At 70.0% G+C, this 21133-nt stretch carries 19 protein-coding genes; 7 read left to right on the top strand and 12 right to left on the bottom strand.

Annotated elements, in window-relative coordinates; genetic code table 11:
- The first annotated feature begins 42 nt into the window (after positions 1-42).
- Positions 43-1566: an aldehyde dehydrogenase family protein gene (locus AB8A24_RS10545; RefSeq protein ID WP_369475396.1), complete on the top strand. Its 1524-nt coding sequence runs from the start codon at positions 43-45 to the stop codon at positions 1564-1566.
- Positions 1567-1689: 123 nt separating this feature from the next.
- On the opposite strand, the gene AB8A24_RS10540 is transcribed toward AB8A24_RS10545, so the two are convergent.
- The 3 genes from AB8A24_RS10540 to AB8A24_RS10530 form a co-directional block, all read right to left on the bottom strand.
- Positions 1690-2046, bottom strand: a complete 357-nt coding sequence (locus AB8A24_RS10540) for a hypothetical protein (RefSeq protein ID WP_369475395.1) — start codon at positions 2044-2046, stop codon at positions 1690-1692.
- A gap of 368 nt (positions 2047-2414) precedes the next feature.
- Positions 2415-2549 (bottom strand): hypothetical protein, encoded by a 135-nt coding sequence (locus AB8A24_RS10535; protein WP_328964463.1) that lies wholly within the window; start codon positions 2547-2549, stop codon positions 2415-2417.
- A gap of 494 nt (positions 2550-3043) precedes the next feature.
- Positions 3044-3292: a hypothetical protein gene (locus tag AB8A24_RS10530; RefSeq protein ID WP_328966161.1), complete on the bottom strand. Its 249-nt coding sequence runs from the start codon at positions 3290-3292 to the stop codon at positions 3044-3046.
- Here AB8A24_RS10530 and AB8A24_RS10525 point away from each other — a divergent pair.
- The 5 genes from AB8A24_RS10525 to AB8A24_RS10505 all read left to right on the top strand — a co-directional run bounded on the left by AB8A24_RS10525 (position 3180) and on the right by AB8A24_RS10505 (position 9034).
- Positions 3180-4310, top strand: a complete 1131-nt coding sequence (locus tag AB8A24_RS10525) for an MFS transporter (protein WP_328964462.1) — start codon at positions 3180-3182, stop codon at positions 4308-4310. The two genes, AB8A24_RS10530 and AB8A24_RS10525, sit on opposite strands and share 113 nt — an antisense overlap.
- Positions 4311-4488: 178 nt before the next feature.
- Positions 4489-6339: an asparagine synthase (glutamine-hydrolyzing) gene (gene asnB / locus AB8A24_RS10520; protein ID WP_328964461.1), complete on the top strand. Its 1851-nt coding sequence runs from the start codon at positions 4489-4491 to the stop codon at positions 6337-6339.
- Between the two features lie 269 nt (positions 6340-6608).
- Positions 6609-6773 (top strand): hypothetical protein, encoded by a 165-nt coding sequence (locus AB8A24_RS10515; protein ID WP_328964460.1) that lies wholly within the window; start codon positions 6609-6611, stop codon positions 6771-6773.
- Entirely contained in the window at positions 6760-8184 is a 1425-nt protein-coding gene (locus AB8A24_RS10510) for an amidase (protein WP_328964459.1), read from the top strand. Before AB8A24_RS10515 ends, AB8A24_RS10510 begins: the two co-directional genes overlap by 14 nt.
- A gap of 22 nt (positions 8185-8206) precedes the next feature.
- Positions 8207-9034 carry a thioesterase family protein gene (locus AB8A24_RS10505; RefSeq protein ID WP_328964458.1) on the top strand — a complete coding sequence of 276 codons (828 nt, stop codon included), beginning with the start codon at positions 8207-8209 and terminating at the stop codon, positions 9032-9034.
- 80 nt (positions 9035-9114) lie between these two features.
- On the opposite strand, the gene AB8A24_RS10500 is transcribed toward AB8A24_RS10505, so the two are convergent.
- Positions 9115-10353 carry a cytochrome P450 gene (locus AB8A24_RS10500; RefSeq protein WP_369475394.1) on the bottom strand — a complete coding sequence of 413 codons (1239 nt, stop codon included), beginning with the start codon at positions 10351-10353 and terminating at the stop codon, positions 9115-9117.
- 101 nt (positions 10354-10454) lie between these two features.
- Here AB8A24_RS10500 and AB8A24_RS10495 point away from each other — a divergent pair, with 101 nt between their 5' ends.
- Positions 10455-11360 (top strand): LysR family transcriptional regulator, encoded by a 906-nt coding sequence (locus AB8A24_RS10495; protein WP_328964456.1) that lies wholly within the window; start codon positions 10455-10457, stop codon positions 11358-11360.
- 181 nt (positions 11361-11541) lie between these two features.
- Here AB8A24_RS10495 and serA read toward each other — a convergent pair whose 3' ends face one another.
- The 8 genes from serA to AB8A24_RS10455 all read right to left on the bottom strand — a co-directional run bounded on the left by serA (position 11542) and on the right by AB8A24_RS10455 (position 21077).
- The gene (gene serA, locus AB8A24_RS10490; RefSeq protein WP_369475393.1) at positions 11542-13128 is read right to left on the bottom strand and encodes a phosphoglycerate dehydrogenase; all 1587 of its coding nucleotides are present in this window, start codon (positions 13126-13128) and stop codon (positions 11542-11544) included.
- Positions 13129-13209: 81 nt separating this feature from the next.
- Positions 13210-13533: a ferredoxin gene (fdxA, locus tag AB8A24_RS10485; RefSeq protein WP_369475392.1), complete on the bottom strand. Its 324-nt coding sequence runs from the start codon at positions 13531-13533 to the stop codon at positions 13210-13212.
- Between the two features lie 36 nt (positions 13534-13569).
- The gene (locus AB8A24_RS10480; protein WP_369475391.1) at positions 13570-14622 is read right to left on the bottom strand and encodes a 2-oxoacid:ferredoxin oxidoreductase subunit beta; all 1053 of its coding nucleotides are present in this window, start codon (positions 14620-14622) and stop codon (positions 13570-13572) included.
- Positions 14615-16477 carry a 2-oxoacid:acceptor oxidoreductase subunit alpha gene (locus AB8A24_RS10475; RefSeq protein WP_369475390.1) on the bottom strand — a complete coding sequence of 621 codons (1863 nt, stop codon included), beginning with the start codon at positions 16475-16477 and terminating at the stop codon, positions 14615-14617. Before AB8A24_RS10475 ends, AB8A24_RS10480 begins: the two co-directional genes overlap by 8 nt.
- The gene (locus tag AB8A24_RS10470; RefSeq protein ID WP_369475389.1) at positions 16474-17337 is read right to left on the bottom strand and encodes a VOC family protein; all 864 of its coding nucleotides are present in this window, start codon (positions 17335-17337) and stop codon (positions 16474-16476) included. The genes AB8A24_RS10475 and AB8A24_RS10470 overlap by 4 nt, the downstream gene beginning before the upstream one ends.
- A gap of 4 nt (positions 17338-17341) precedes the next feature.
- Positions 17342-18676 carry a hypothetical protein gene (locus AB8A24_RS10465; RefSeq protein WP_369475388.1) on the bottom strand — a complete coding sequence of 445 codons (1335 nt, stop codon included), beginning with the start codon at positions 18674-18676 and terminating at the stop codon, positions 17342-17344.
- On the bottom strand, positions 18673-19758 hold the full coding sequence (locus AB8A24_RS10460) for an NAD(P)/FAD-dependent oxidoreductase (RefSeq protein ID WP_369475387.1): 1086 nt from the start codon (positions 19756-19758) through the stop codon (positions 18673-18675). The genes AB8A24_RS10465 and AB8A24_RS10460 overlap by 4 nt, the downstream gene beginning before the upstream one ends.
- Positions 19755-21077, bottom strand: coding sequence for a SidA/IucD/PvdA family monooxygenase (locus AB8A24_RS10455; protein WP_369475386.1), 1323 nt, complete (start codon positions 21075-21077; stop codon positions 19755-19757). The genes AB8A24_RS10460 and AB8A24_RS10455 overlap by 4 nt, the downstream gene beginning before the upstream one ends.
- Positions 21078-21133: the final 56 nt, after the last annotated feature.

Genomic DNA, 21133 nt, shown 5'->3' with positions numbered 1-21133 from the left:
CGCTGTCCGACGGCGGCCGGCGCCCGGCAAGGGGAGGACACCATGGCCCGCTACGCTGCGCCCGGAACCGAGGGGGCGCTCATGTCGTACGCGCCCCGCTACGACCACTTCATCGGCGGTGCGTACGTCCCGCCCGCCCGTGGCCGGTACTTCGAGAACCCCTCCCCCGTCAACGGCCAGGTCTTCACGGAGGTCGCCCGGGGCACGGCCGAGGACGTGGAGCGGGCGCTGGACGCGGCGCACGCGGCGGCGCCCGCCTGGGGCCGGACCTCGGTCGCCGACCGGTCGTCGATCCTGCTGCGCATCGCGGACCGGACGGAACAGCACCTGGAGGCCCTCGCGGTCGCGGAGACCTGGGAGAACGGCAAGCCGGTACGGGAGACCCTGGCGGCCGACCTGCCCTTGGCCGTGGACCAGTTCCGGTACTTCGCGGGAGCCCTGCGCGCGCAGGAGGGCACGCTGAGCCAGATCGACGACGACACCGTGGCCTACCACTTCCACGAACCGCTGGGCGTGGTCGGGCAGATCATCCCGTGGAACTTCCCGATCCTGATGGCGGTGTGGAAGCTGGCCCCGGCACTGGCGGCGGGCAACGCCGTGGTCCTCAAGCCGGCCGAGCAGACCCCGGCCTCCGTCCACTACTGGCTGAGCCTGGTGGCGGACCTGCTGCCGCCGGGCGTGGTCAACATCGTCAACGGCTTCGGGGAGGAGGCGGGCAAGCCGCTCGCGTCCAGCCCGCGGGTGGCGAAGATCGCCTTCACCGGGGAGACGGCCACCGGGCGGCTGATCATGCAGTACGCGGCCGAGCACCTGAAGCCGGTCACCTTGGAACTCGGCGGCAAGAGCCCGAACCTCTTCTTCGACGACATCTGGTCCACGGACGACGACCTGCGCGACAAGGCCCTGGAGGGCTTCACCATGTTCGCTCTCAACCAGGGCGAGGTGTGCACGAGCCCGTCGCGGGCGCTGGTCGAGCGGGGCCGGTACGGGGAGTTCCTCGACGCGGCCGTGGCGCGCACCGAACTGATCGTGCCGGGGCACCCGTTGGACACGGACACGATGATCGGGGCGCAGGCCTCGGAGGGGCAGCTGAAGAAGGTCCTGTCGTACGTGGAGATCGGCCGACGCGAGGGCGCGAAGATCCTCACGGGCGGCGAGCGCCGGCAACTGGAGGGCGACCTCGCGGGCGGCTTCTACGTCGAGCCGACCATCTTCGAGGGCGACAACCGCATGCGGATCTTCCAGGAGGAGATCTTCGGGCCGGTGGTGTCGGTGACCTCCTTCCAGGACTTCGACGACGCGGTACGGATCGCGAACGACACGGCGTACGGTCTGGGCGCGGGCGTCTGGACCCGGGACATCAACACGGCCTACCGCACGGGCCGCGCGATCCAGGCGGGCCGCGTCTGGACGAACTGCTACCACGCGTACCCGGCACATGCTGCTTTCGGGGGGACCAAGCACTCCGGCATAGGCCGCGAGACCCACAAAATGATGCTGGAGCACTACCAGTGGACCAAAAACCTTCTGGTCAGCTACTCACCGAAGAAGCTCGGTTTCTTCTAAGGCGCCCCTTCTTATGGCGTGGTCGTTCGTTGAACCATTCATGACGGATCCCATGGAGCGACGGGTCCGGACGGCGGGCAGGATGCGTCCTTCATCGGCTACCGCACCGGTTGGTGACGCTACTCAAGGCCTGAGCCGATCCTGCTGCACGTCGAAGCAGACCAGCCCCATGGACTCCGCCACGGCTGCCGCGTAGGCCGACGCCTCCTCGGCCATGCTCCACCGCATCGGGAAGTAGATCAGCGGACCGCTGGCCTCCCCAATCAACGGGCCGGTCGACCAGGGCGAGGTGTCCTCCTCGTCCTCGGTGAGATCGCACCACCGCTCAAGAAGCTTGGTGACGAAGGCCGCTATGCGTTCGGACGGAGGCTCCTCCACCTCGGCCTCGATGTATCGGTCGTACAGGTCGCTGAAGACCCGGCCGGCGGACTCATCATCCGCCGGCCTCTCGCCTTCCCAGACAGCCAGGTCGTAACTCATGCCCCGGAGGCTCTCACACCGCGCTGACACCCATCCGCGACGGTCAACGGCACGGGCCTCAGCCGAAGGGAGCGGCGTCCGGACATGCCCAACGGAGCCCGATGCGGAGGACTCGGACTTCCGCACACACGCTGCCCCATGGCACGAGGCTGCTGAGGACCAATCACCCCTCCCCGTCCTCGCGGGCAACCACGGCGGCGAGCCGCTCCAGCGCCTCCTCCGGGAGGGGCGGCCCTGGGGACCGCTGTCCTGAACCATCCGGCCGGGGCACCCGCGCAGGTGTGCCCCGGCCTCGCGCATGCTCCTGTCCGGCGTCCGGCGTCCGGTGCGCAGTGCACGACGGATCGGGTGCGGACGGTGTCGTCCCGTCAGGCCTTCTCGTCGACGGGGAGGAAGCGTTCGATGCCGCGCTCGGTCATCTCGTCAAGTACGCGCTGCCATTCCTTGACGTACTCGTCCAGCTGTTCCCGTCGCATGACCAGCTCGACGCAATACCCCGGCATGCTGGCATCGTACCTGCGTTGCGCCTCTCGCCTCTGTGCGGAGACACCGTCGCGGTCGAGTCCCGCCGCCTTCTCCTGCACGTTCTTTCGGATTACCTCTTCAGGCTCGAACACTCTTCTCCTCAATTCAGCAGACGACCTCGTCGGACCGATACGCCCACCGCGGCGCCGCAGCGGCACGATATGCGACGCGGGAGAACCAGAACAACATCGAATCGAGTCGCAGTCCGGCAGGTTTGCGACGTGAACCATCACGCGACGATTTTCCTGCTCGGACAGTTTCTCGACTTGGCTAAGTCGTCGCGAGCCGCACAGCGCCTCCCGCGCGCCACATCATGACGAACCGCCCGCTCGGACACTCGAAGCAACCCGTTGACCTGCTGAAACACCGGAGCTGGTGAGTCCGTGGGTGCAGCCGGATCACTCGCGACGCCTCAGGGGGCCGGTTGTTGGTGTCGATTACCTGCCAGAAGATGGTGCCCGTTCCTGCTGGACTAGAGATCACGCAACTCTGCATGTGATGCCCAACTCAGGACGGGATTCATGTCCACAGCAACCACTACTTCTGTCCGATCCCCCGCACCGACGGACCGCTCGCCGTTCATCTCCTGGCTGGCCGTCATTTCGGTAATGCTAGGGATCTTCTCCATCGTCACGACCGAGATTCTTCCGATCGGCCTTCTCACGTCGATCGGATCGAGTTTCACCATTTCGGACGGAATGGCTGGTCTCATGATGACCATGCCAGGATTCCTCGCCGCGATCTCGGCCCCCGTGGTCACGGTGGCCACAGGGCGTATCGACCGGCGGCTCATGCTGGGTGTGTTCATCCTGCTGCTGGCGCTGGCCAACTTCCTGGCCGCCGTCGCCTCGAGCTACTGGCTGGTCCTGGTCTCCCGCGTCATGGTGGGCATCACCATCGGCGGATTCTGGTCCATCGGCGCCGGACTCGCCGGCCAGCTGGTTCCCGCGAAGTCCGTGGGCCGCGCGACCTCGGTGATCTTCTCCGCCGTACCGCTCGGCTCCGTACTCGGCGTGCCGCTGGGCACGTTCATCGGTGACATCGCAGGCTGGCGGACGGCGTTCCTCGTCATGGGCGGCTTCACGCTGGCCGTCCTCGTGCTGCTGCTCGTGGTCGTCCCGCCCCTGCCTTCCGACCAGGCGACGCGCCTCGACGTCCTCGGTGGAATGCTCCGAAGCATCAACACCCGCTTCGCCCTGGTCATGACTTTCCTCGTCGTGCTCGCCCACTTCGGCACGTACACCTACGTCACCCCGTTCCTGGAGCAGGTGACCCATGTCAGTTCGGGTCTCATCACGGTCTACCTGCTCATCTACGGAGCGGCCGGCATCGCCGGCAACTTCCTGGGCGGAGCCACGGTAGGACGCTACCCGCGGTCGACCTTCGCCGCGGCCGCCGCGCTGATCGCCGGCGCGACCCTCCTCCTGCCCGTCCTGGGGCACTCGGACGCCGGCGCAGTGGCACTACTGGTCGTCTGGGGCGTCGCCTACGGCGCTGTCCCGGTCTGCTCCCAGACCTGGTTCTCCAAGGCCGCCCCGGACTCACCCGAGGCGTCCTCGGTCCTCTTCACCGCCTCCTTCCAGGCCACGATCTCCATCGGAGCCTTGGTCGGAGGGGCTGTCCTCGACCGCTCCTCGCCCTCCGCAGTCATGGTCCTGGGCGGACTGGCAGCCGTCCTGACGGTCCTCGTGGCCTGGGCCCACCGGGCCGGAAGGTACACGTGGCCCAAGGCCTCCTAGCCACACCGCGATCGGGGCGGCCGTCCGCCCCGACGCATGCTCCACCGCTTCTCCCCCTCGCTCGCGGTCGCGCCCGCTCCAACGGGCCGGCCCGGCGAGAGGTGTCTCCACCTCCCTTTCTCGGACCACCTCGATGAGCCAGGTGCTCACGATCGCCTACCTAAGGAGAACGTCGCTTATGTGCGGCATTGCGGGCTGGATAGATTACGGGCGCGATCTCACCCAGGAGCGCGCCATCGTCGACGCCATGACCCAGACGATGGCGTGCCGCGGTCCCGACGCCGAAGGCGTGTGGATCGATCAGCACGCCGCCATTGGTCACCGTCGTCTCTCCGTCATCGACCTGGAGGGCGGACGTCAGCCGATGACCGCCGAACAGGACGGGCGCATGCTGGCGGTGCTGACCTTCAGCGGTGAGATCTACAACTACCGCGAGCTGCGCGCGGACCTGATCTCCCGCGGACACCGCTTCCGTACCGAGAGCGACACCGAGGTGGTCCTCCGGGGGTACCTGGAGTGGGGCGAGGGCGTCGTCGACAAGCTGAACGGCATGTTCGCCTTCGGCATCTGGGACGTCCGGAACGAGGAGCTGCTCCTGGTCCGTGACCGGATGGGCGTCAAGCCGCTGTACTACTACCCCACGGCGAACGGCGTCCTGTTCGGCTCGGAGCCCAAGGCCATCCTCGCCCACCCGGAGATCCCGCGCCGGGTGAACGAGAACGGCCTGCGTGAGCTCCTCGACATGGTGAAGACCCCCGAGCACGCCATTTTCACCGGGATGTACGAGATCCGGCCGGGGCACACGGTCCGTGTCCGCCGCCAGGGGCTCGTCAAGCGCCGCTATTGGGCGCTCGAGGCCAAGGAGCACACGGACTCCCTGGAGACGACCATCGAGACGGTCCGCGGGCTCCTCGACGACACCGTCAGCAGGCAGCTGATTTCTGACGTCCCGCTGTGCAGCCTGCTCTCGGGCGGCCTGGACTCCTCCGCGGTGACCGCGCTGGCGGCCAAGGCCTTGGCCGCCCAAGGCGGCGGACCGGTGCGCTCGTTCTCCGTCGACTTCGTCGGCGCCGCGGAGAACTTCGTCCCGGACCCCCTGCGGAGCACCCCGGACGCTCCGTTCGTCCGCGACCTGGCCCAGCACGTCGCGGCCGAGCACAAGGAGATCCTGCTCAACAGCGACGACCTGAGCGACCCCGGCGTCCGGGCTGCGGTCCTCGCCGCCACCGACCTGCCGCCCATGTGGTACGGCGACCTGTGGCCCTCCCTGTACCTGCTCTTCAAAGCGGTTCGGGAGCGGTCCACCGTGGCCCTGTCCGGCGAGTCTGCGGACGAACTCTTCGGCGGGTACAGCTGGTTCCACGATCCCGAGGTTCTCACGGCCGAGACGTTTCCCTGGCTCACCTCGACGCCCGGCCCTTTCTACGACGGGACGCCGCTGTTCGACGGCGGACTGCTGGGCAAGCTCGACATCCCCGGCTATCGGCGGTCGAGCTACGGCGACGCCATCGCCGAGGTCCCGGTTCTCCCCGGCGAGACGGGCCTGGAGAAGCGGATGAGGGAGATCAGCTACCTCAACCTGACCCGCTTCCTCAACACGCTCCTCGACCGCAAGGACCGCATGAGCATGGCCGTCGGGCTGGAGGTCCGCGTCCCGTTCTGCGACCACCGCCTCGTGGAGTACGTGTTCAACGCGCCCTGGGCCATGAAGACGTTCGACGGCCGGGAGAAGAGCCTGCTGCGCGCGGCCACCCGCGACGTGCTGCCCGAGTCGATCGTGAAGCGTGTGAAGGCGCCGTACCCGAGCACGCAGGACTCCGGTTACGAGAAGAAGCTCCGCGACCGGCTCGCCGAGGTGCTCAGCGGTGGTGACGCGCCGATCCTGCCGCTCCTCGACAAGGACCGTGTCCGCGGCCGGCTCGACGGCAGCATCAGCACGACCAGCACCCAGATCACCCGGATCGACCTCGAGGTTCCGCTCTGGCTCAACGCCTGGCTGGAGTCCTACGGCGTCACGATCGACCTGTAGGAACGGTTCCCGCGCAGCCGTGCGCATCGGCCGTGAACGGCTGTGCGCACGGCACCCGCTCTCCCGGTGGCCCCCGCAATCCCCCGTCGGGGGCCACCGGGCTTCTTCGCGTCGGCGGGGAGGCAGCAGTACGGCACAGGTGAGCCGCGGACGGCCCCGCCGTCCCCGGCTCCGCACGTGATCCAAGGTATTCGGCTCCGATCACCCGGAAGGGAACCATGATGGCTGCTACGGGACCGTCCCGTCCGACCGTGCGACCCGCTCCGCCCATGGACGTCCGTCCCGGCGACGTGGCCGAACTGGCCGCCCGACTGGGGCAACTCTTCGGCCGACTGCAGACCCTGGACCTGGCGGGCGTCGCGCCGGCCCCGGTCTTCCGTGCGGCGACCGACCGCTACCCCGTGGCCCCGGGAGCCTTCGATGCAGCCCTTTGAGCTGACCGTCGAGGACGCGGCGGCGGCCATAGCGGCCCGCGCGCTGTCCCCCGTGGAACTCGTCGACTCCGTCCTGGACCGGTGCGACGCCGTCGAGGACCGGCTCCACGCGTACGTCACCGTCGTGGCGGACCGTGCGCGACGGGCCGCGCGGCAGGCGGAGCGGGAGATCCGCGAGGGCGTCCACCGCGGGCCGCTCCACGGCATTCCGTATGGCCTCAAGGACCTGATCGACGTCTCCGGGATCCCCACCACGGCCAGTTCGCGCGCGTGGGCGGGACGGATGCCCGACGGGGACAGCACGGTGGCCACGCGGCTCACGGACGCCGGCGCGATCCTGATCGGCAAGACCCACACCCACGAGTTCGCCTACGGACTGCTCACCCCGCAGACGGCCAATCCGTGGCACGCGGACGCCGTCGCCGGAGGCTCCAGCGGCGGCTCGGCGGTGGCCGTGGCGGCCGGGACCGCGCTGTTCGCGCTGGGAACGGACACCGGAGGGTCGATCCGCATTCCGGCCGCGCTCAACGGGATGGTGGGCCTGAAGCCCACCTACGGTCTGGTCTCCCGCCACGGGGTGGCGCCCCTGTCGTGGTCCCTGGACCACATCGGCCCCCTCACCAGGACCGTGCGGGACGCCGCCCTCGTGCTGCGCACGCTCGCCGGCCACGACCCCTCGGACCCCGTCAGCGTCTCCGCTCCGGCGGACCCGCCCGCGTCGTCCCCGGCGGACGTACGCGGGCTGCGCGTCGGCGTGCCCGGCACCTACTACTTCGACCGCGTCGATCCGGAAGTGGATGCTGCCGTCCGCGCGACGATCGACCGGCTGCGGGAGCTCGGCGCGACGGTGATGCCCGTGGAACTGCCACTCGTCGAGTACGTCGAGGCGACGCAGTGGGGCTTGATGGCTCCCGAGGCTTCGGCGGTCCACGAGGAGAGCCTGCGCGCGACACCCGGCCTCTACGGCCCGGACATCCGGCTGCTCCTGGAGGCGGGACACCACGTGTCCGCCCTGGACTACCTGCGCGCCCAGCGCACCCGGTCCCTCATCAGCCGCGCGTGGGGCCGGCTGTTCGTCGACATCGACCTGCTCGTGGCCCCGACCTCCCCCATCACGGCGGCGCGGCGAGGGCAGGAGACCGTGCGGTGGCCGGACGGCGTCACCGAGACAGTCACCGACGCCTACGTCCGGCTGTCCTCCCCCGCCAACATCACCGGATTCCCCGCACTCTCGCTCCCGGTCGGCAGGGACTCCGCCGGACTCCCCATCGGCGCACAGCTGATCGCCGCCCCGTTCGCAGAGTCCGTGCTCTTCCGGGTGGGAACCGCCCTCGAGGAGACGCGGTCGGACACGGGCAGACTCGCCGAGGTGGCTCAGACGGACATCATCCACAGTGCCTCAGATCGCTGAGGCAGGACCCGGAGGCATACCCGTGAACCCAGAGCTCGTTCCGTTCCCCGACGCGCTGCCCGCAGCCTTCTACCACGACCTGGGGGACGGCCGGTTCGAGAGCACCCCGGCCACCGCGGGCCCGTGGAGCGCGAAGTCGCAGCACGCCGGTCCGCCGTCCGCCCTGATCGGGCGGGCGCTCGAGCACCACGGCCCCCGGCCGGGCATGCGGATCGCCCGCGTCACCGTAGAGCTGCTGCGCCCGGTCCCGGTCGCGGACCTGCGGGTCGAGGTGCGGACGGTCCGGTCCGGCGGCAGCGTCGAGATCCTGGAGGGGGAGATCACCGCCGACGACGTCCCGGTGCTGCTGGCCCGGGCCTGGAGGCTCGTCACCAGCCCCGAGGACACTCCGGCATTGCGGCCCGTCCCGCCCGCCCCCTCTCTGCCCGGGGCGCAGCCGCCGCACACCATGGCGGGCGCCCATCTGGACGGCTACATCGCGGCGATGGAGTGGCGCTTCGAGGACGGCGCGGGCTTCGACACGCTCGGTCCGGGGGCCGCCTGGGCCCGGCAACGCATCCCCTTGGTTGCCGGCTCCCCGGACTCACCGCTGACGCGGGCGCTCACGGTGGCCGACAGCAGCTGGGCGGTCGGCTTCGAGCTCGACCATCACAAGAACCTCGTCATCAACACCGATGTGACCCTTGCCCTGCACCGGGATCCCGTCGGGGAGTGGCTGTGTCTGCGCTCGCACACCGCGGCCGGCCCGAACGGATCGGGGCTCGCCGTCGGGCAGCTCGACGACGCGACGGGCGGCTGCGGTCAGGTCCTGCAGACCTTACTGATCACTGAGCGTCGCGGCCGGCCGTGACCCGCCGCGACGGACCCGTGGCACCCGGTGGGGCGCGCGTCCCGCCCCGCCGGGTACCGTCCGGCTCCGGACCCGGAGGGTCATCCGGGCCATTCGACGAGCAGGCTCCGGGGACCGCGGAAGGAGACATTCGCCGGGAAGTCGAAGTCCTGGTCCTCCACCAGCCGCATGTCCGGTGCCCGCTGCGCCAGCAGGTCGAGGGCGATCCGGGCTTCCATCCGCGCGAGCGGGGCCCCGATGCAGTAGTGGATGCCCTTGCCGAAGGCGAGGTGGCGGCGGGCATCGCCCCGGTGGATGTCGAACGTCTCGGGCTCCTCGAAGTGCTTCGGGTCCCGGTTGGCCGCGCCGAGCAGGATCAGCACCTTGGCCTGGGCAGGAATCTCGACACCGCCCACGTCCACCGCCCTGGTGGTGATGCGCCGCCAGGCCGGAATGCTGCTGTCGTACCGCAGGATTTCTTCGACCGCCTTGGAGATGAGACCGCGGTCGGCGCAGATCGAGGCCCACTGTTCGGGGTTGGCCAGGAGCTGTCGGATCGCGTTCCCGGTGAAACTCGTCGTGGTCTCGTGTCCGGCGAAGCTCAGCCCGTAGGCGACGTTGGTGATGTCTTCGAGCGACAGGCTGTCGGGATTCTCCTGGCGTATCCGGATCAGGTCACTGGTGAAGTCGTCCACCGGGTCCGCGGCCCGCTTGGCGACGAACTCCTCGCAGTACTCCCAGTAGTTCGTCATGTTCGTGGCGATCTCGCGCTGCTCGTCCGCGCTCGGGCGTCCCCAGCTGAAGGCTATGCGGTTTCCGCACCAGCTCTTCAGCATGTCCATGTCCTCGTCCGGGAAGCCGATGAACGTGAAGATCATGTACGCCGGAAGCGGATAGGTCAGCGCGTTGACCAGGTCCACCTGCCCGGGCCTGATGGCGTCCACCAGCTCCGTGGCCTTGGCCCAGACCTTCGGCTCCAGCGACGCGATGCGCCGCGGGGAGAAACCCGTCATGTTGTGCTTGCGGATGCGAGTGTGCCGCGGCGGGTCGCAGTCCGACATCACCGGGTAGGCGCGGAACCCTTTCTTCAAAATCTCCTGCGCCTCTCCCGAGAGAGGGAACACCGGCTTCTGACCGACCCGTGCGGAGAAGGTCCCCGGGTCCTTGAGAACGGTCTCGATGTCGTCGTACCGGGTTATCACCCACATGTCGATGGCCGATGCGTAGAACGCCGGAGCCTCCTCCCGCACCGCGGTGTGGATCGGATACGGATCGGCGATGTAGGCGTCACCGAGCGGGTCGAAACCGTGATGCACCGGGCAGCCGGCCTTTTCGTTCATCGGCATCATTGCGAAACCTCCTTGACTTGATACTCCAAGTCTCCGCCACGATCGCCGAATTGAAAACGAAGGAATTGTGAGGTGCGTTATGGGATTTCCTAATGACTGAACGGATCAGCCTTCGCCGGCTGCACGCCTTCGTGGCGTGCGCCGAGGCCGGAACCATGACGGGCGCGGCGCGCCAACTGTTCGTGACCCAAGGCGCGGTGTCGGTGGCGATCTCCCAACTCGAACGACAGATCGGTGTGCAACTGCTCCTACGCTCCAAGGCGAAGGGGCTGACGCTGACCGACGCCGGCCGGCACCTCCTGCCCGAGGCCCGGTCCCTGCTGGCCCGGGCCGACGCGCTCCAGGCGGGCATGCGTGACCTGGGCAATGCCCCTTCGGGGCGCCTGGTGATCGGCTGCTTCACCACCATCGCCCCGTTCCTCCTGCCTCGCGTCCTGGAGGAGTTCCAGGCCGCCCACCCCCAAGTGACCCTGGACTTCGTGGAGGGCTCGCTCGACGACCTGCAGCAGCTCCTCCTCGACGGGGCGTGCGAGCTGGCAGTCCTCTACCGCGTCGACATCCAGGCCAGCATCGAGTACGACACGCTGTACCCGACCCAACCGCACGTCCTGCTGCCGCCCGCCCATCCGCTGGCGGAGAAGGAGGAGATCCAGCTCGCCGACCTCGCCGATCACGACATGATCGCGCTCGATGTCCCGCCCAGCCTGAGCTACTTCAACGAGGTGCTGAGCTCCGCCGGAGTGTCCCCCCGCATCCGGCACCGCACGGAGAGCTTCGAGATGGTGCGCAGTCTCGTCGCCCGGGGTGTCGGCTACTCGCTGCTCATACAGCGTCCCATCGCGGACGTCAGCTACGAGGGGCGCGGCCTGGTGGTCCGCCGGATCAAGGACGAGATACGGCCACTGGACGTCGTCCTGGCACGTCCGGCAGGCGTCCGGCTGACGCGTCGGGCGGCCGCGTTCAGAGCGTTCTGCCGCGCATTTGCACCCCGCCCCTAGGAGGCGTGCGGTCGCCGGGACGTAGCGGCCGCCCGTACGGAGGCATCCCCTCATGCGTACTCCCCCGCTCCGCGTACGGAACGGGGGAGTACGGGTGCGGCCGGCGCCGGGGTGGGGGGCGCGTCCTCGGGGCGGCCGCGGCCGCGGGCGGGGCGGGGCGGAGGACGGCGGGCGCCGTCCGCTACGGCATGAGGCGAACGAATCCGGCGGACGCCTCGTCGAGGGTCGACACGAGGCTTCCCACCACGGTCTCGGGGACGTCGATGTCGACGGACATGGCCGCCATCGCCCGGCCGCCGGACCGGGCGACCTCCATGTCGGCGATGTTGACGCCGGCACCGCCCAGGATCCGTCCGGCCTTTCCGATGGCCCCGGGTTCGTCGGAGTACCAGAGAAAGAGCATGCGGTCCGTGAGGTCCAGATCGATGTCGCACTCGCCGATCTCGACCAGCTTGTGGGTGCCCTTCCGGGCGGACAGGGCGCCGGCGACGATCAGGGGCTTGCCGTCCGGCAGCACGCCGCGGATGGCGACGACGTTGCGATGGTCCAGGCTCTCGGAACTGGTCGAAAAGCGCACGGAGACGCCGATCTCACGGGCGAGTTCCGACGCGTTCACCAGCGAGGGCTTCGTGGGGACGAGTTCGGCGAGGATCCCTCGGAGCGCGGCGGCCTCCAGGACCGTGACGTCCCGTCGGGTCACCTCGCCGCGGACCTCGATCTCCAGGTGCGTGGCGGCCCGGCGACCCGCGAGCTCGGTGAAGACGTGGCCGAGGCCGTCGGCAAGGGCCAGATAGGGGTGGACCTCCTCCGCGACGGGACCTCCGGGGGCGTTCACCGCGTCGGGCACGAGCTCCCCCGCGAGTGCACGGCGCACCGAGTGGGCGACGGAGGTCCCAGCCTTCTCCTGGGCCTCGTGGGTGGAGGCGCCGAGGTGCGGGGTGACCACCACGTTGTCGAGGCCGAACAACGGGGAGGCGGTGCACGGCTCTACCGCGAAGGTGTCGAGCCCGGCCCCCGCGACACGCCCGTCCTTCAACGCGGCGGCCAGCGCCTCCTCGTCCACGATGCCACCACGTGCCGCGTTGACGATCCGTACGGTCCGCTTGACGATACTCAGCTCCCGCTCGCCGACGAAGCCCACCGTCTCCGGTGTCTTCGGCAGGTGCACGGTGATGAAGTCGGACTCTCGCAGGAGCCTGTCGAGCGGTACGAGGCGTGCGCCCGCGTGCAGGGCCCGCTCCTCCGTGGCGTACGGATCGTGGGCGAGGATCCGCATGCCGAACGCGGACATCCTCTGGGCCACCAGGGTGCCGATGCGGCCGAGACCGATGACCCCCAGGGTCTTGTCGGCCAGTTCGACGCCGGTGTACTTCTGCCGGTCCCACTCCCCGCTCTTGAGCGAGAAGTCGGCCTGCGGGATGGTGCGGGCCGTGGACAGCAGGAGTCCGCAGGTGAGTTCGGCGGCGCTGACGACGTTGGAGAGGGGGGCGTTGACGACCAGGACGCCGGCCTTCGTGGCCGCGGTGACGTCGACGTTGTCCAGACCGACGCCGGCCCGCGCGACGACCTTGAGGCGGCGGGCGGCGTCGATCACCTGGGCGTCCACGCGGGTCGCGCTGCGCACCAGAAGGGCGTCCGCGTGGGCGACGGCGGACAGCAGGGCCGGCCGGTCGGTCCCGTCGCAGTGCCGGATGTCGAAGTCGGGACCGAGCGCGGTAATCGTCGTGGGCGAGAGCTCTTCGGCTATGAGGACTATGGGCTTGGCCATGGGGAGAACTCGATCCGTGAAAGGCTCATGGGACGGAAAGGGCGATGGGGACCGCGGGAGCCGGATCCGGCGCCGGCGGGCTCAGGTCTGGGACGGCACGGGTACCGCTTCGACCACCGCGTGATCTGCGGCGAGCGGGTCGTGATCGCGCGAACCGCCGGGCAGGCCGATGCCGTCGAACACCTCGCGGTCCGCGATGCGGTACTCGCTGAAGGCCTCCGGGAGGTCGTCCTCGTAGAAGACCGCTTCGACCGGGCAGACCGGCTCGCACGCCCCGCAGTCGACGCACTCGTCCGGCTGGATGTACATCTTGCGCGGGCCCTCGTAGATGCAGTCCACCGGGCACTCGTCCAGGCAGGCCTTGTCCTTGATGTCCACGCAGGGTTGAGCGATGACGTATGCCATGAGGGTTTCCTCCCGTGTCGGTGGTCCGTCGGGGTGTCAGCCGACGACGGACCAGGTGTCGTTTCCCACGAGCAGTGCGGCGAGGTCGCCCTTTCCGTACCGTTCCACCGCGACATCGAGCTGGTCGGCCATGAGGGTGTCGTAGACGGGGCGTTCCACCGATCGGAACACCCCGATGGGGGTCTGGTGGAGGGTGTCCGGGTCCGCCAGGCGGGAGAGGGCGAAGGCCGTGGTGGGGGTGGTCGCGTGGGCGTCGTGGACCAGGATCCGCGAGGCGTTCTCCGGAGTGACCGTGACGACCTGGAGGTCGCCGGTGGCCGGGTCGCGGACGACGCCCTTCTCGCTCTCGGCGCCGAAGCGGATCGGCTGCCCGTGTTCGAGGCGGATGACCGCCTCCTTGGCCTGGTCCTTGTCCTTGAGGACCTCGAAGGCGCCGTCGTTGAAGATGTTGCAGTTCTGGTAGATCTCGACGAGCGCCGTGCCGTTGTGGTCGGCGGCCTGCCGCAGGACCTCGGTGAGGTGCTTGCGGTCGGAGTCGACCGTGCGGGCGACGAAGGAGGCCTCCGCGCCGATCGCCAGCGACACCGGGTTGAAGGGCGCGTCCAGGGAGCCCATCGGCGTCGACTTGGTGACCTTGCCGACCTCGGACGTGGGGGAGTACTGGCCCTTGGTCAGCCCGTAGATCCGGTTGTTGAACAGGAGGATCTTGAGGTTGACGTTGCGCCGGAGGGCGTGGATGAGGTGGTTGCCGCCGATGGACAGCGCGTCGCCGTCGCCCGTGACCACCCAGACGGACAGGTCGCGGCGGGAGGTGGCCAGGCCCGTGGCGATGGCCGGGGCGCGGCCGTGGATGGAGTGCATCCCGTAGGTGTTCATGTAGTACGGGAAGCGGGAGGAGCAGCCGATGCCCGAGACGAAGACGATGTTCTCCTTCGCGAGGCCCAGCTGCGGCATGAAGCCCTGCACCGCGGCCAGCACGGCGTAGTCACCGCAACCGGGGCACCACCGCACCTCCTGGTCCGACTTGAAGTCCTTCATCGACTGCTGCGCCTCGGCCCGGGGGACCAGGTGGAGGAGGGGCTCACTCATCGATGGCCTCCTTGAGAGCGGCGGCGAGCTGCTCGGCCTTGAACGGCATGCCGTTGACCTGGGTGTGGCTGCGGGCGTCGACGAGGTACTTCGCCCGGACGAGGGTGGCGAGCTGGCCGAGGTTCATCTCGGGCACGACGACCTTCTCGTACCGCTTCAGGACCTCGCCGAGGTTCTTCGGGAAGGGGTTGAGGTGCCGGAGGTGGGCCTGGGCGATGTGGCCGTTCTCCCGGCGGATGCGGCGGACGGCCGCCGTGATCGGCCCGTAGGTCGAGCCCCAGCCGAGGACCAGGGTCCGCGCGCCGTCCGGGTCGTCGACTTCGATGTCGGGGACATCGACGCCGTCGACCTTGGCCTGCCGGGTGCGGACCATGAACTCGTGGTTGGCGGGGTCGTACGAGATGTTTCCGGTGCCGTCCTGCTTCTCGATGCCGCCGATGCGGTGTTCGAGGCCGGGGGTGCCGGGCACGGCCCACGGGCGGGCCAGGGTCTTTGGGTCGCGTTTGTACGGCCGGAAGACCTCGGTGCCGTCGGCCAGCTCGTGGTTCGGGCCGGCGGCGAACTGCGTCCGCAGGTCCGGGAGTTCGTGGACGTCCGGGATGCGCCAGGGCTCGGAGCCGTTGGCGAGGTAGCCGTCGGAGAGCAGGAAGACCGGCGTGCGGTAGGTGAGGGCGATCCGGGCCGCCTCGATCGCCGCGCCGAAGCAGTCGGCGGGCGTCTTCGGGGCGACGATCGGGACCGGCGCCTCGCCGTTGCGGCCGTACATCGCCTGGAGCAGGTCGGCCTGCTCGGTCTTGGTGGGCAGACCGGTGGACGGGCCGCCGCGCTGGATGTCGACGATCAACAGCGGCAGCTCCAGGGAGACCGCGAGCCCGATCGTCTCGGACTTGAGCGCCACGCCGGGGCCGGACGTGGTGGTCACGCCGAGCGCGCCGCCGAAGGCGGCCCCGAGGGCGGCGCCGATGCCGGCGATCTCGTCCTCGGCCTGGAAGGTGCGGACACCGAAGTTCTTGTGCTTGCTGAGCTCGTGGAGGATGTCCGAGGCCGGGGTGATGGGGTACGAGCCCAGGTACAGCGGCAGGTCCGCCTGGCGGGAGGCGGCGATCAGGCCGTACGAGAGGGCCAGGTTCCCCGAGATGTTGCGGTACGTGCCGGTGGGGAAGGCCCGGGTCGCGGGGGCGACCTCGTAGGAGACCGCGAAGTCCTCGGTGGTCTCCCCGAAGTTCCAGCCGGCCCGGAAGGCGACGACGTTCGCCTCGGCGATCTCGGGCTTCTTCGCGAACTTCTGCCGCAGGAAGGTCTCGGTGCCCTCGGTCGGCCGGTGGTACATCCACGACAGCAGGCCCAGCGCGAACATGTTCTTGGAGCGCTCGGCCTCCTTCCGGGACAGGCCGAACTCCTTGAGCGCCTCGACGGTCAGCGTGGTCAGCGGCACGGGGTGGACCCGGTATCCGTCCAGCGAGCCGTCCTCGAGGGGCGAGGTCGCGTAGCCGACCTTGGCCATGGCGCGCTTGGCGAACTCGTCGGTGTTGACGATGATCTCGCCACCGCGCGGCACGTCCCCGATGTTGGCCTTGAGGGCGGCGGGGTTCATCGCGACCAGCACGTTCGGTGCGTCGCCCGGAGTCAGGATGTCGTGGTCGGCGAAGTGCAGCTGGAAGGACGAGACGCCCGGCAGGGTTCCGGCGGGTGCCCGGATCTCGGCCGGGAAGTTCGGCAGCGTGGAGAGGTCGTTCCCGAAGGACGCCGTCTCCGAGGTGAAGCGGTCACCCGTCAGCTGCATGCCGTCGCCGGAGTCACCCGCGAAGCGGATGACCACCCGATCGAGACGGCGAACCTCGTGGTCGACGGTCATGCGACATCGGTCCCGGCTGTGCCCCGCGCGGGAGCTGCGGGCGTGTCGTGGAATCCGACGGCGCTGTCCCAGACCTCGGCGACGGAGCCGTCCTCCAGCTGGACGAGTCGGTGGCCGGCGGGTGGTCCCAGCGGCACAGTGAACGGGATGTCCTCCGGTGCGGAGGTCACCAGGGCCAGCCGGACGTCCGACGCGCGGGTGCTTTCCGGGCTGTCCGTGCCGACGACGAGGAGGTTCCCGACGGTGGCCAGCTCGATGCCGCCGAGGGCCTCCACCTGGAGGTGGGTGTCGCAGTCGAGGCCGAGGGCCGTCTCGTAGAGGCGGACGAGGGGGGCGAACATGCTCCGGCTCACCGCCTTACGGAGGAGCAGCCGCACCCCCGGGTGTCCTGATCCTCGGAGCTCCGGGGGACGGGGCTGCTCGCCCGGGTTCGGGCGGTGCTCCACGAGCTCGGCGATCGCACCGTCAGGGAAGCGGACGCGGGCTCGGGCGCCCGGCAGAATCCGCTCCGGGGGTTCCAGCACGGTGGCGCCGACCTGATCCAGGCGGCTCAGCGCGCCGTCGAGCGAGGGCACGATCACGGAGTAGGCCGTCCGGCGCTGGATCTCGGTGAAGGGCCGGGCGCTGGCGATCAGGAGCATGTTCCCGACCGCCGCGAGCTCCAGCCCACCGAAGTCGGGGATCGGCATCCTCAGGTCGGCAGGGATCCCGGTGAGCCGCTCGTAGGAGCGGATGCGCTCGTCGATGACCGAGACGTCGATGAGGGAGCGGGCCAGCAGGCGCGGGCCCGGCAGCAGGGCGGAATCGGGCGTGGTGCGGAACCAGCGGTCCGGCAGCGCCGCCGCAGGAACAGTGGGCATCGCGTCAGGACTCCTTCCTAAGGTGCGACGTGGGTTCGCCCCACCATCTGCGGACAGTGAGTCCCCAGGACTCCAGCTCTTCGCCGACGAGGCGTCGCAAGGACGTGGCGTCACCGAATCGGTCGGGGATGCCGGTCACGGTGACGGTCAGCCGGTCCCCGGTCCGCAGGAGGCAGAGCGAGGCGCGCAGACGGGCCCGGTCCGGCAGGACGCCGGGCACGTTCATGGTGCGGACGGCGATGCCGGCGGCCTCCTGCCCGGTGAACCGGGCGATCGCCTCGGGGGTCCGGCCGAAGTTGGAAGCGACGACGGTGGTCTGCTGCGCCCCGGGGTTCTTGAGCCGGTGGGCGTGGCACTCCGGGAGGAGATGCCACAGGGGTTCCGGGACGAGGGTGCCGCTGTGCTCGTCCGTGGTGCGGAGCAGCTCCTTCGTAGCCTGTCGGGTCTGCCGGAGGCTCTGGTGCCGGGCGTGGCCGCCCGGCACGGTCAACGGCATCACGACCAGGGCATTGGCCCGAGCGTCCTGGTCGGACCGCCGCAGGCTCACGGGGATGCCGACGTCGAACGGTTCGGACGGGTCGCCCGCCCCCGCCGTCCGGACGAGGTTGGCGGCGATCTCGACGAAGAGGCTGTTGGTCGTCCCGCCGAACACGTCCGCCTGCTGGTCCCACCGGGCGGCGTCCGTCTCGAAGATCGCCGAGGTGAAGAAGCGCGGTTGGGCCGGGGGTTCGGGAGAGGCCGGGGGCCGCATCGCGGTCCTGATCCGGTCGAGCCGTTCCGGGTTCGTCAGGGTCGCCGGGAGCCAGCGCGCGGCAGCCAGGCCGCCGCGGAGCGTCTGCTGCGCCAGGTCGGCCAGGTCGTCGAGCAGGCCGGGGCCGGCGGCCGGGCGGTGGGTGTCGTCACCGCCCGAGCCGATGGCGCGGAAGATGCCGAGCCCGTCGCAGCGGAAGTGGGGAACGGTCAGCGAGACGAGTGTGCCCTCACCGTACGGGGCGGCGGCCAACCGCCACAGGGCGGAGCTGCCGGGCAGGAGCGGAGCCTTGACCTGGGTGTCGATCCAGTCGCTCAGGGTGGCGTCGGTCAGCGACGTCACGGTGATGCCGAGGGCTTCCTCGTTCCTGGCCGGCACCCAGCTGCGGCGTGCCCCGGGGACGGGCGAGCTTCGGGCGCGGCGGCTCAGCCACCCCTGGTCCAGGCCGTCCCACGCGGCTTGCAGCGCTGCGACGGATACCGGGTCCCGGAACGTCCACAGCACCTGCACGATCCTGCTGGAGCCGAGGGTGTCGGCGGCGCGGTGGAGCATCTCGTCGGTGGGGTTGAGGCGGACGGTGGCCGTCATCGGGCGGCCACCTCCTCGAGGCGGGCGGCCGCGAGCTCGCCGATCGCCGGTGCCAGTTTGAACCCGCCGCCGTTCCACCCGGTCGCGGTGACGAGACCGCCGAGTTCGGGCCACACGGTGACTTCGCCGTTCCCGGTCGATGCCAGGGCGTCGTACGCGGTGACGCCGCCCGTGACCGGGGCCGTGGCCAGGTGCGGGTACCGGTGGCGGATGACCGCGCGAACGCGCTCCTCCTCTTGCACCGACACACCCGGCCTGACGGTCTCGGGGACGTCGGTCTCCTGCGAGAAGACTCCCGCGAGGACCAATGAGTCCGATCCCCACGGGCGCAGCCAGGCGCCCGTGGTGGTGTCCACCAGGGTGGGGAGTGTGGTGAGACCCGCCGGTTCGTCGACCCGGAACAGGCAGTAGCCGACGGCCCGGGTGCGCAAGGGTAGGTGGATGCCGACGCTCGCGGCCAGGGAGGTGCTGGCCGCGCCCGCCGCCAGCAGGACGCCCCGGGCGTGCACGGGTCCGGCGGTGGTGTGGACCCCGGTGACGCGCGAGCCGGACGTGAGCAGGTGGGTGGCGCGTGCCGGGATCAGCCGGAGCCGGGGGCCCGCGTCGCGTGCCATGGCGTGGGCCAACGGTCCGACGGGGAGCCAGCCCGCGTTCGGTTCGTGGACCGCGACCAGGTCATCGGGCACGTCGAGGGCAGGGAAGCGGGTGGCGAGGTCCCGGGCGGTGAGGATCTCCGCTTCGTGTCCGGCGGTGCCGAGGTCCGCGACCGCCGCCGCGGCCTGCGGGAGGTCGCCGCGCGCCACGAGGCTCAGGCTGCCCTGCCGGCTTATCGCGGGCCAGGTCCCGCGGTGACCCTGGCGCAGGTAGACGTCCAGGCCGGCGGCGGCCGACCGCCGTCGGGACGCGGACAGGTCGAAGGCTCGGACCAGCCCGCCGGAGGCGCCCGTGGCGCCCCCGGCGATGCCTGCCGAGTCGATGACGGCGACGGCGAGACCGCGGGCGCTCAGCCTCTCGGCAGTGGCGAGCCCGATGATCCCGCCGCCGACGACGGCGACGTCGGCGGTGGGGACGGACCGGGTCACGGTGCGATCCCGGCGGCCAGCAGCTTCTCGTGGTCGTGGCTCAGGATCGAGTCGACGATGTCGGTCGCCCGTACCGAGAGCATGGCCAGCGCGCCGGCGTCGCCCATGCCGTGGCTCGCCTCGCAGAGCCCGTTGAGATAGACCTTGAGGGGCCGCGGGGTGCCTGCCTCCGTCTTCAGCTCGATCGAGTAGTCCCGCGCGACGACGGGGGTGCCCTCCTCGTCGAGCGGCAGACGGTGGGCGATGCCTTCCAGGAGCGGGTGGTACGGCTCATCGCCCGGTTCGCCGCCGAAGTCCCTGAAGCCGGTCGCCAGGATGACGACGTCGGTGTCGAGGGTCTCCTCGGTGAGGTGGTTGATGTCGCGCAGGACCATCCGGTGCCCCTGGCCGTGCGGCCTGCTGATGACGGCCTCCCGGAAGGGTTGCATCACGAGCCGGTCGGAGCCCGTCAGGTCGTACTCGCGCTGCACGCCGACGAGGCGGTCGATCACGTCCTGGTCGCAGGCCGCGTAGTTGATGGACCGCAGTTCGTCGCGCAGGCGGCGCTTCTTGGCGCTGGGCAGCGGGTGGAAGTAGTCCACGAACTGAGGGAGGAACACCTGCCTGCTGTAGGGACTGGTGTCCTTGAGCCGGAACCCGATGCTGCGGTGGACCGCGGTCACCTGCCGCACGTTGGAGCGGCCCAGCAGGTCGAGGATGATCTCGATCGCGCTCTGGCTGGCCCCGACGACGGCGACCCGGATCGCCTTGTCCTTGAAGCGCTCCATGGAGGAGAGGTACTGGGTGGAGTGGAAGACGCTCTCCCCCAGGCCCTTCTGGAACGCGTACGGGATCCGGGGCGAGCGCCCGGTGCCCACCGAGACGCTGCGGCAGAGGTAGCGGCCGCCGTCGTCGGTGTCGACGCGGAACAGCTCGCTTCCGTCGTCGCCCTCGACGAGCGAGAGGCTTACGGCCGACCGACCGTAGTCCACCTGGTCGCGGAAGGCTTCGGCGACCCAGGCGAGGTAGCCCGAGTACTCCCTGCGCAGCGGGAACTTGGCGTTCAGGTGGAGGTAGTCCGTCAGGTCACCGCGCGCGGCGAGATACTTGACGAAGGTGTGAGGGCTGTCCGGGTTGCGCTGCATCGCCAGGTCGCGGAAGGGGTTGTTCTGGATGTCCGCGCCCGGGAGCAGCTGTTCTTGCTGCCACTGGAACTCGGGGGCCCGCTCGATGAAGTGGGCGAGGCCGGCGCGGCCGCGCTCTTCGAGCGCGACCGCCAGGGAGAGGTTCGCGGGTCCGAACCCCACTCCCAGCACCGGGTGGATCTCATGGGTTGTCACGGTTCACGCATCCTCGACTCGTCGTGCATGCAGGAACGTTGTCGCGGGATCGACGG

This window comes from Streptomyces sp. BF23-19, from assembly GCF_041106355.1.
Taxonomy (GTDB): domain Bacteria; phylum Actinomycetota; class Actinomycetes; order Streptomycetales; family Streptomycetaceae; genus Streptomyces; species Streptomyces virginiae_A.
This window is presented reverse-complemented; position numbering and strand designations above follow the sequence as displayed.

Bases quoted from the DNA above. Each gene is read 5' to 3' on its own strand.
- AB8A24_RS10545 (WP_369475396.1), top strand. From the start codon at position 43: ATGGCCCGCTACGCTGCGCCCGGAACCGAGGGGGCGCTCATGTCGTAC.
- AB8A24_RS10540 (WP_369475395.1), bottom strand. From the start codon at position 2,046: ATGAGTTACGACCTGGCTGTCTGGGAAGGCGAGAGGCCGGCGGATGAT.
- AB8A24_RS10535 (WP_328964463.1), bottom strand. From the start codon at position 2,549: ATGCCGGGGTATTGCGTCGAGCTGGTCATGCGACGGGAACAGCTGGAC.
- AB8A24_RS10525 (WP_328964462.1), top strand. From the start codon at position 3,180: ATGCTAGGGATCTTCTCCATCGTCACGACCGAGATTCTTCCGATCGGC.
- AB8A24_RS10530 (WP_328966161.1), bottom strand. From the start codon at position 3,292: ATGGTCATCATGAGACCAGCCATTCCGTCCGAAATGGTGAAACTCGAT.
- asnB (WP_328964461.1), top strand. From the start codon at position 4,489: ATGTGCGGCATTGCGGGCTGGATAGATTACGGGCGCGATCTCACCCAG.
- AB8A24_RS10515 (WP_328964460.1), top strand. From the start codon at position 6,609: ATGGACGTCCGTCCCGGCGACGTGGCCGAACTGGCCGCCCGACTGGGG.
- AB8A24_RS10510 (WP_328964459.1), top strand. From the start codon at position 6,760: ATGCAGCCCTTTGAGCTGACCGTCGAGGACGCGGCGGCGGCCATAGCG.
- AB8A24_RS10500 (WP_369475394.1), bottom strand. From the start codon at position 10,353: ATGAACGAAAAGGCCGGCTGCCCGGTGCATCACGGTTTCGACCCGCTC.
- AB8A24_RS10495 (WP_328964456.1), top strand. From the start codon at position 10,455: ATGACTGAACGGATCAGCCTTCGCCGGCTGCACGCCTTCGTGGCGTGC.
- serA (WP_369475393.1), bottom strand. From the start codon at position 13,128: ATGGCCAAGCCCATAGTCCTCATAGCCGAAGAGCTCTCGCCCACGACG.
- fdxA (WP_369475392.1), bottom strand. From the start codon at position 13,533: ATGGCATACGTCATCGCTCAACCCTGCGTGGACATCAAGGACAAGGCC.
- AB8A24_RS10480 (WP_369475391.1), bottom strand. From the start codon at position 14,622: ATGAGTGAGCCCCTCCTCCACCTGGTCCCCCGGGCCGAGGCGCAGCAG.
- AB8A24_RS10475 (WP_369475390.1), bottom strand. From the start codon at position 16,477: ATGACCGTCGACCACGAGGTTCGCCGTCTCGATCGGGTGGTCATCCGC.
- AB8A24_RS10470 (WP_369475389.1), bottom strand. From the start codon at position 17,337: ATGCCCACTGTTCCTGCGGCGGCGCTGCCGGACCGCTGGTTCCGCACC.
- AB8A24_RS10465 (WP_369475388.1), bottom strand. From the start codon at position 18,676: ATGACGGCCACCGTCCGCCTCAACCCCACCGACGAGATGCTCCACCGC.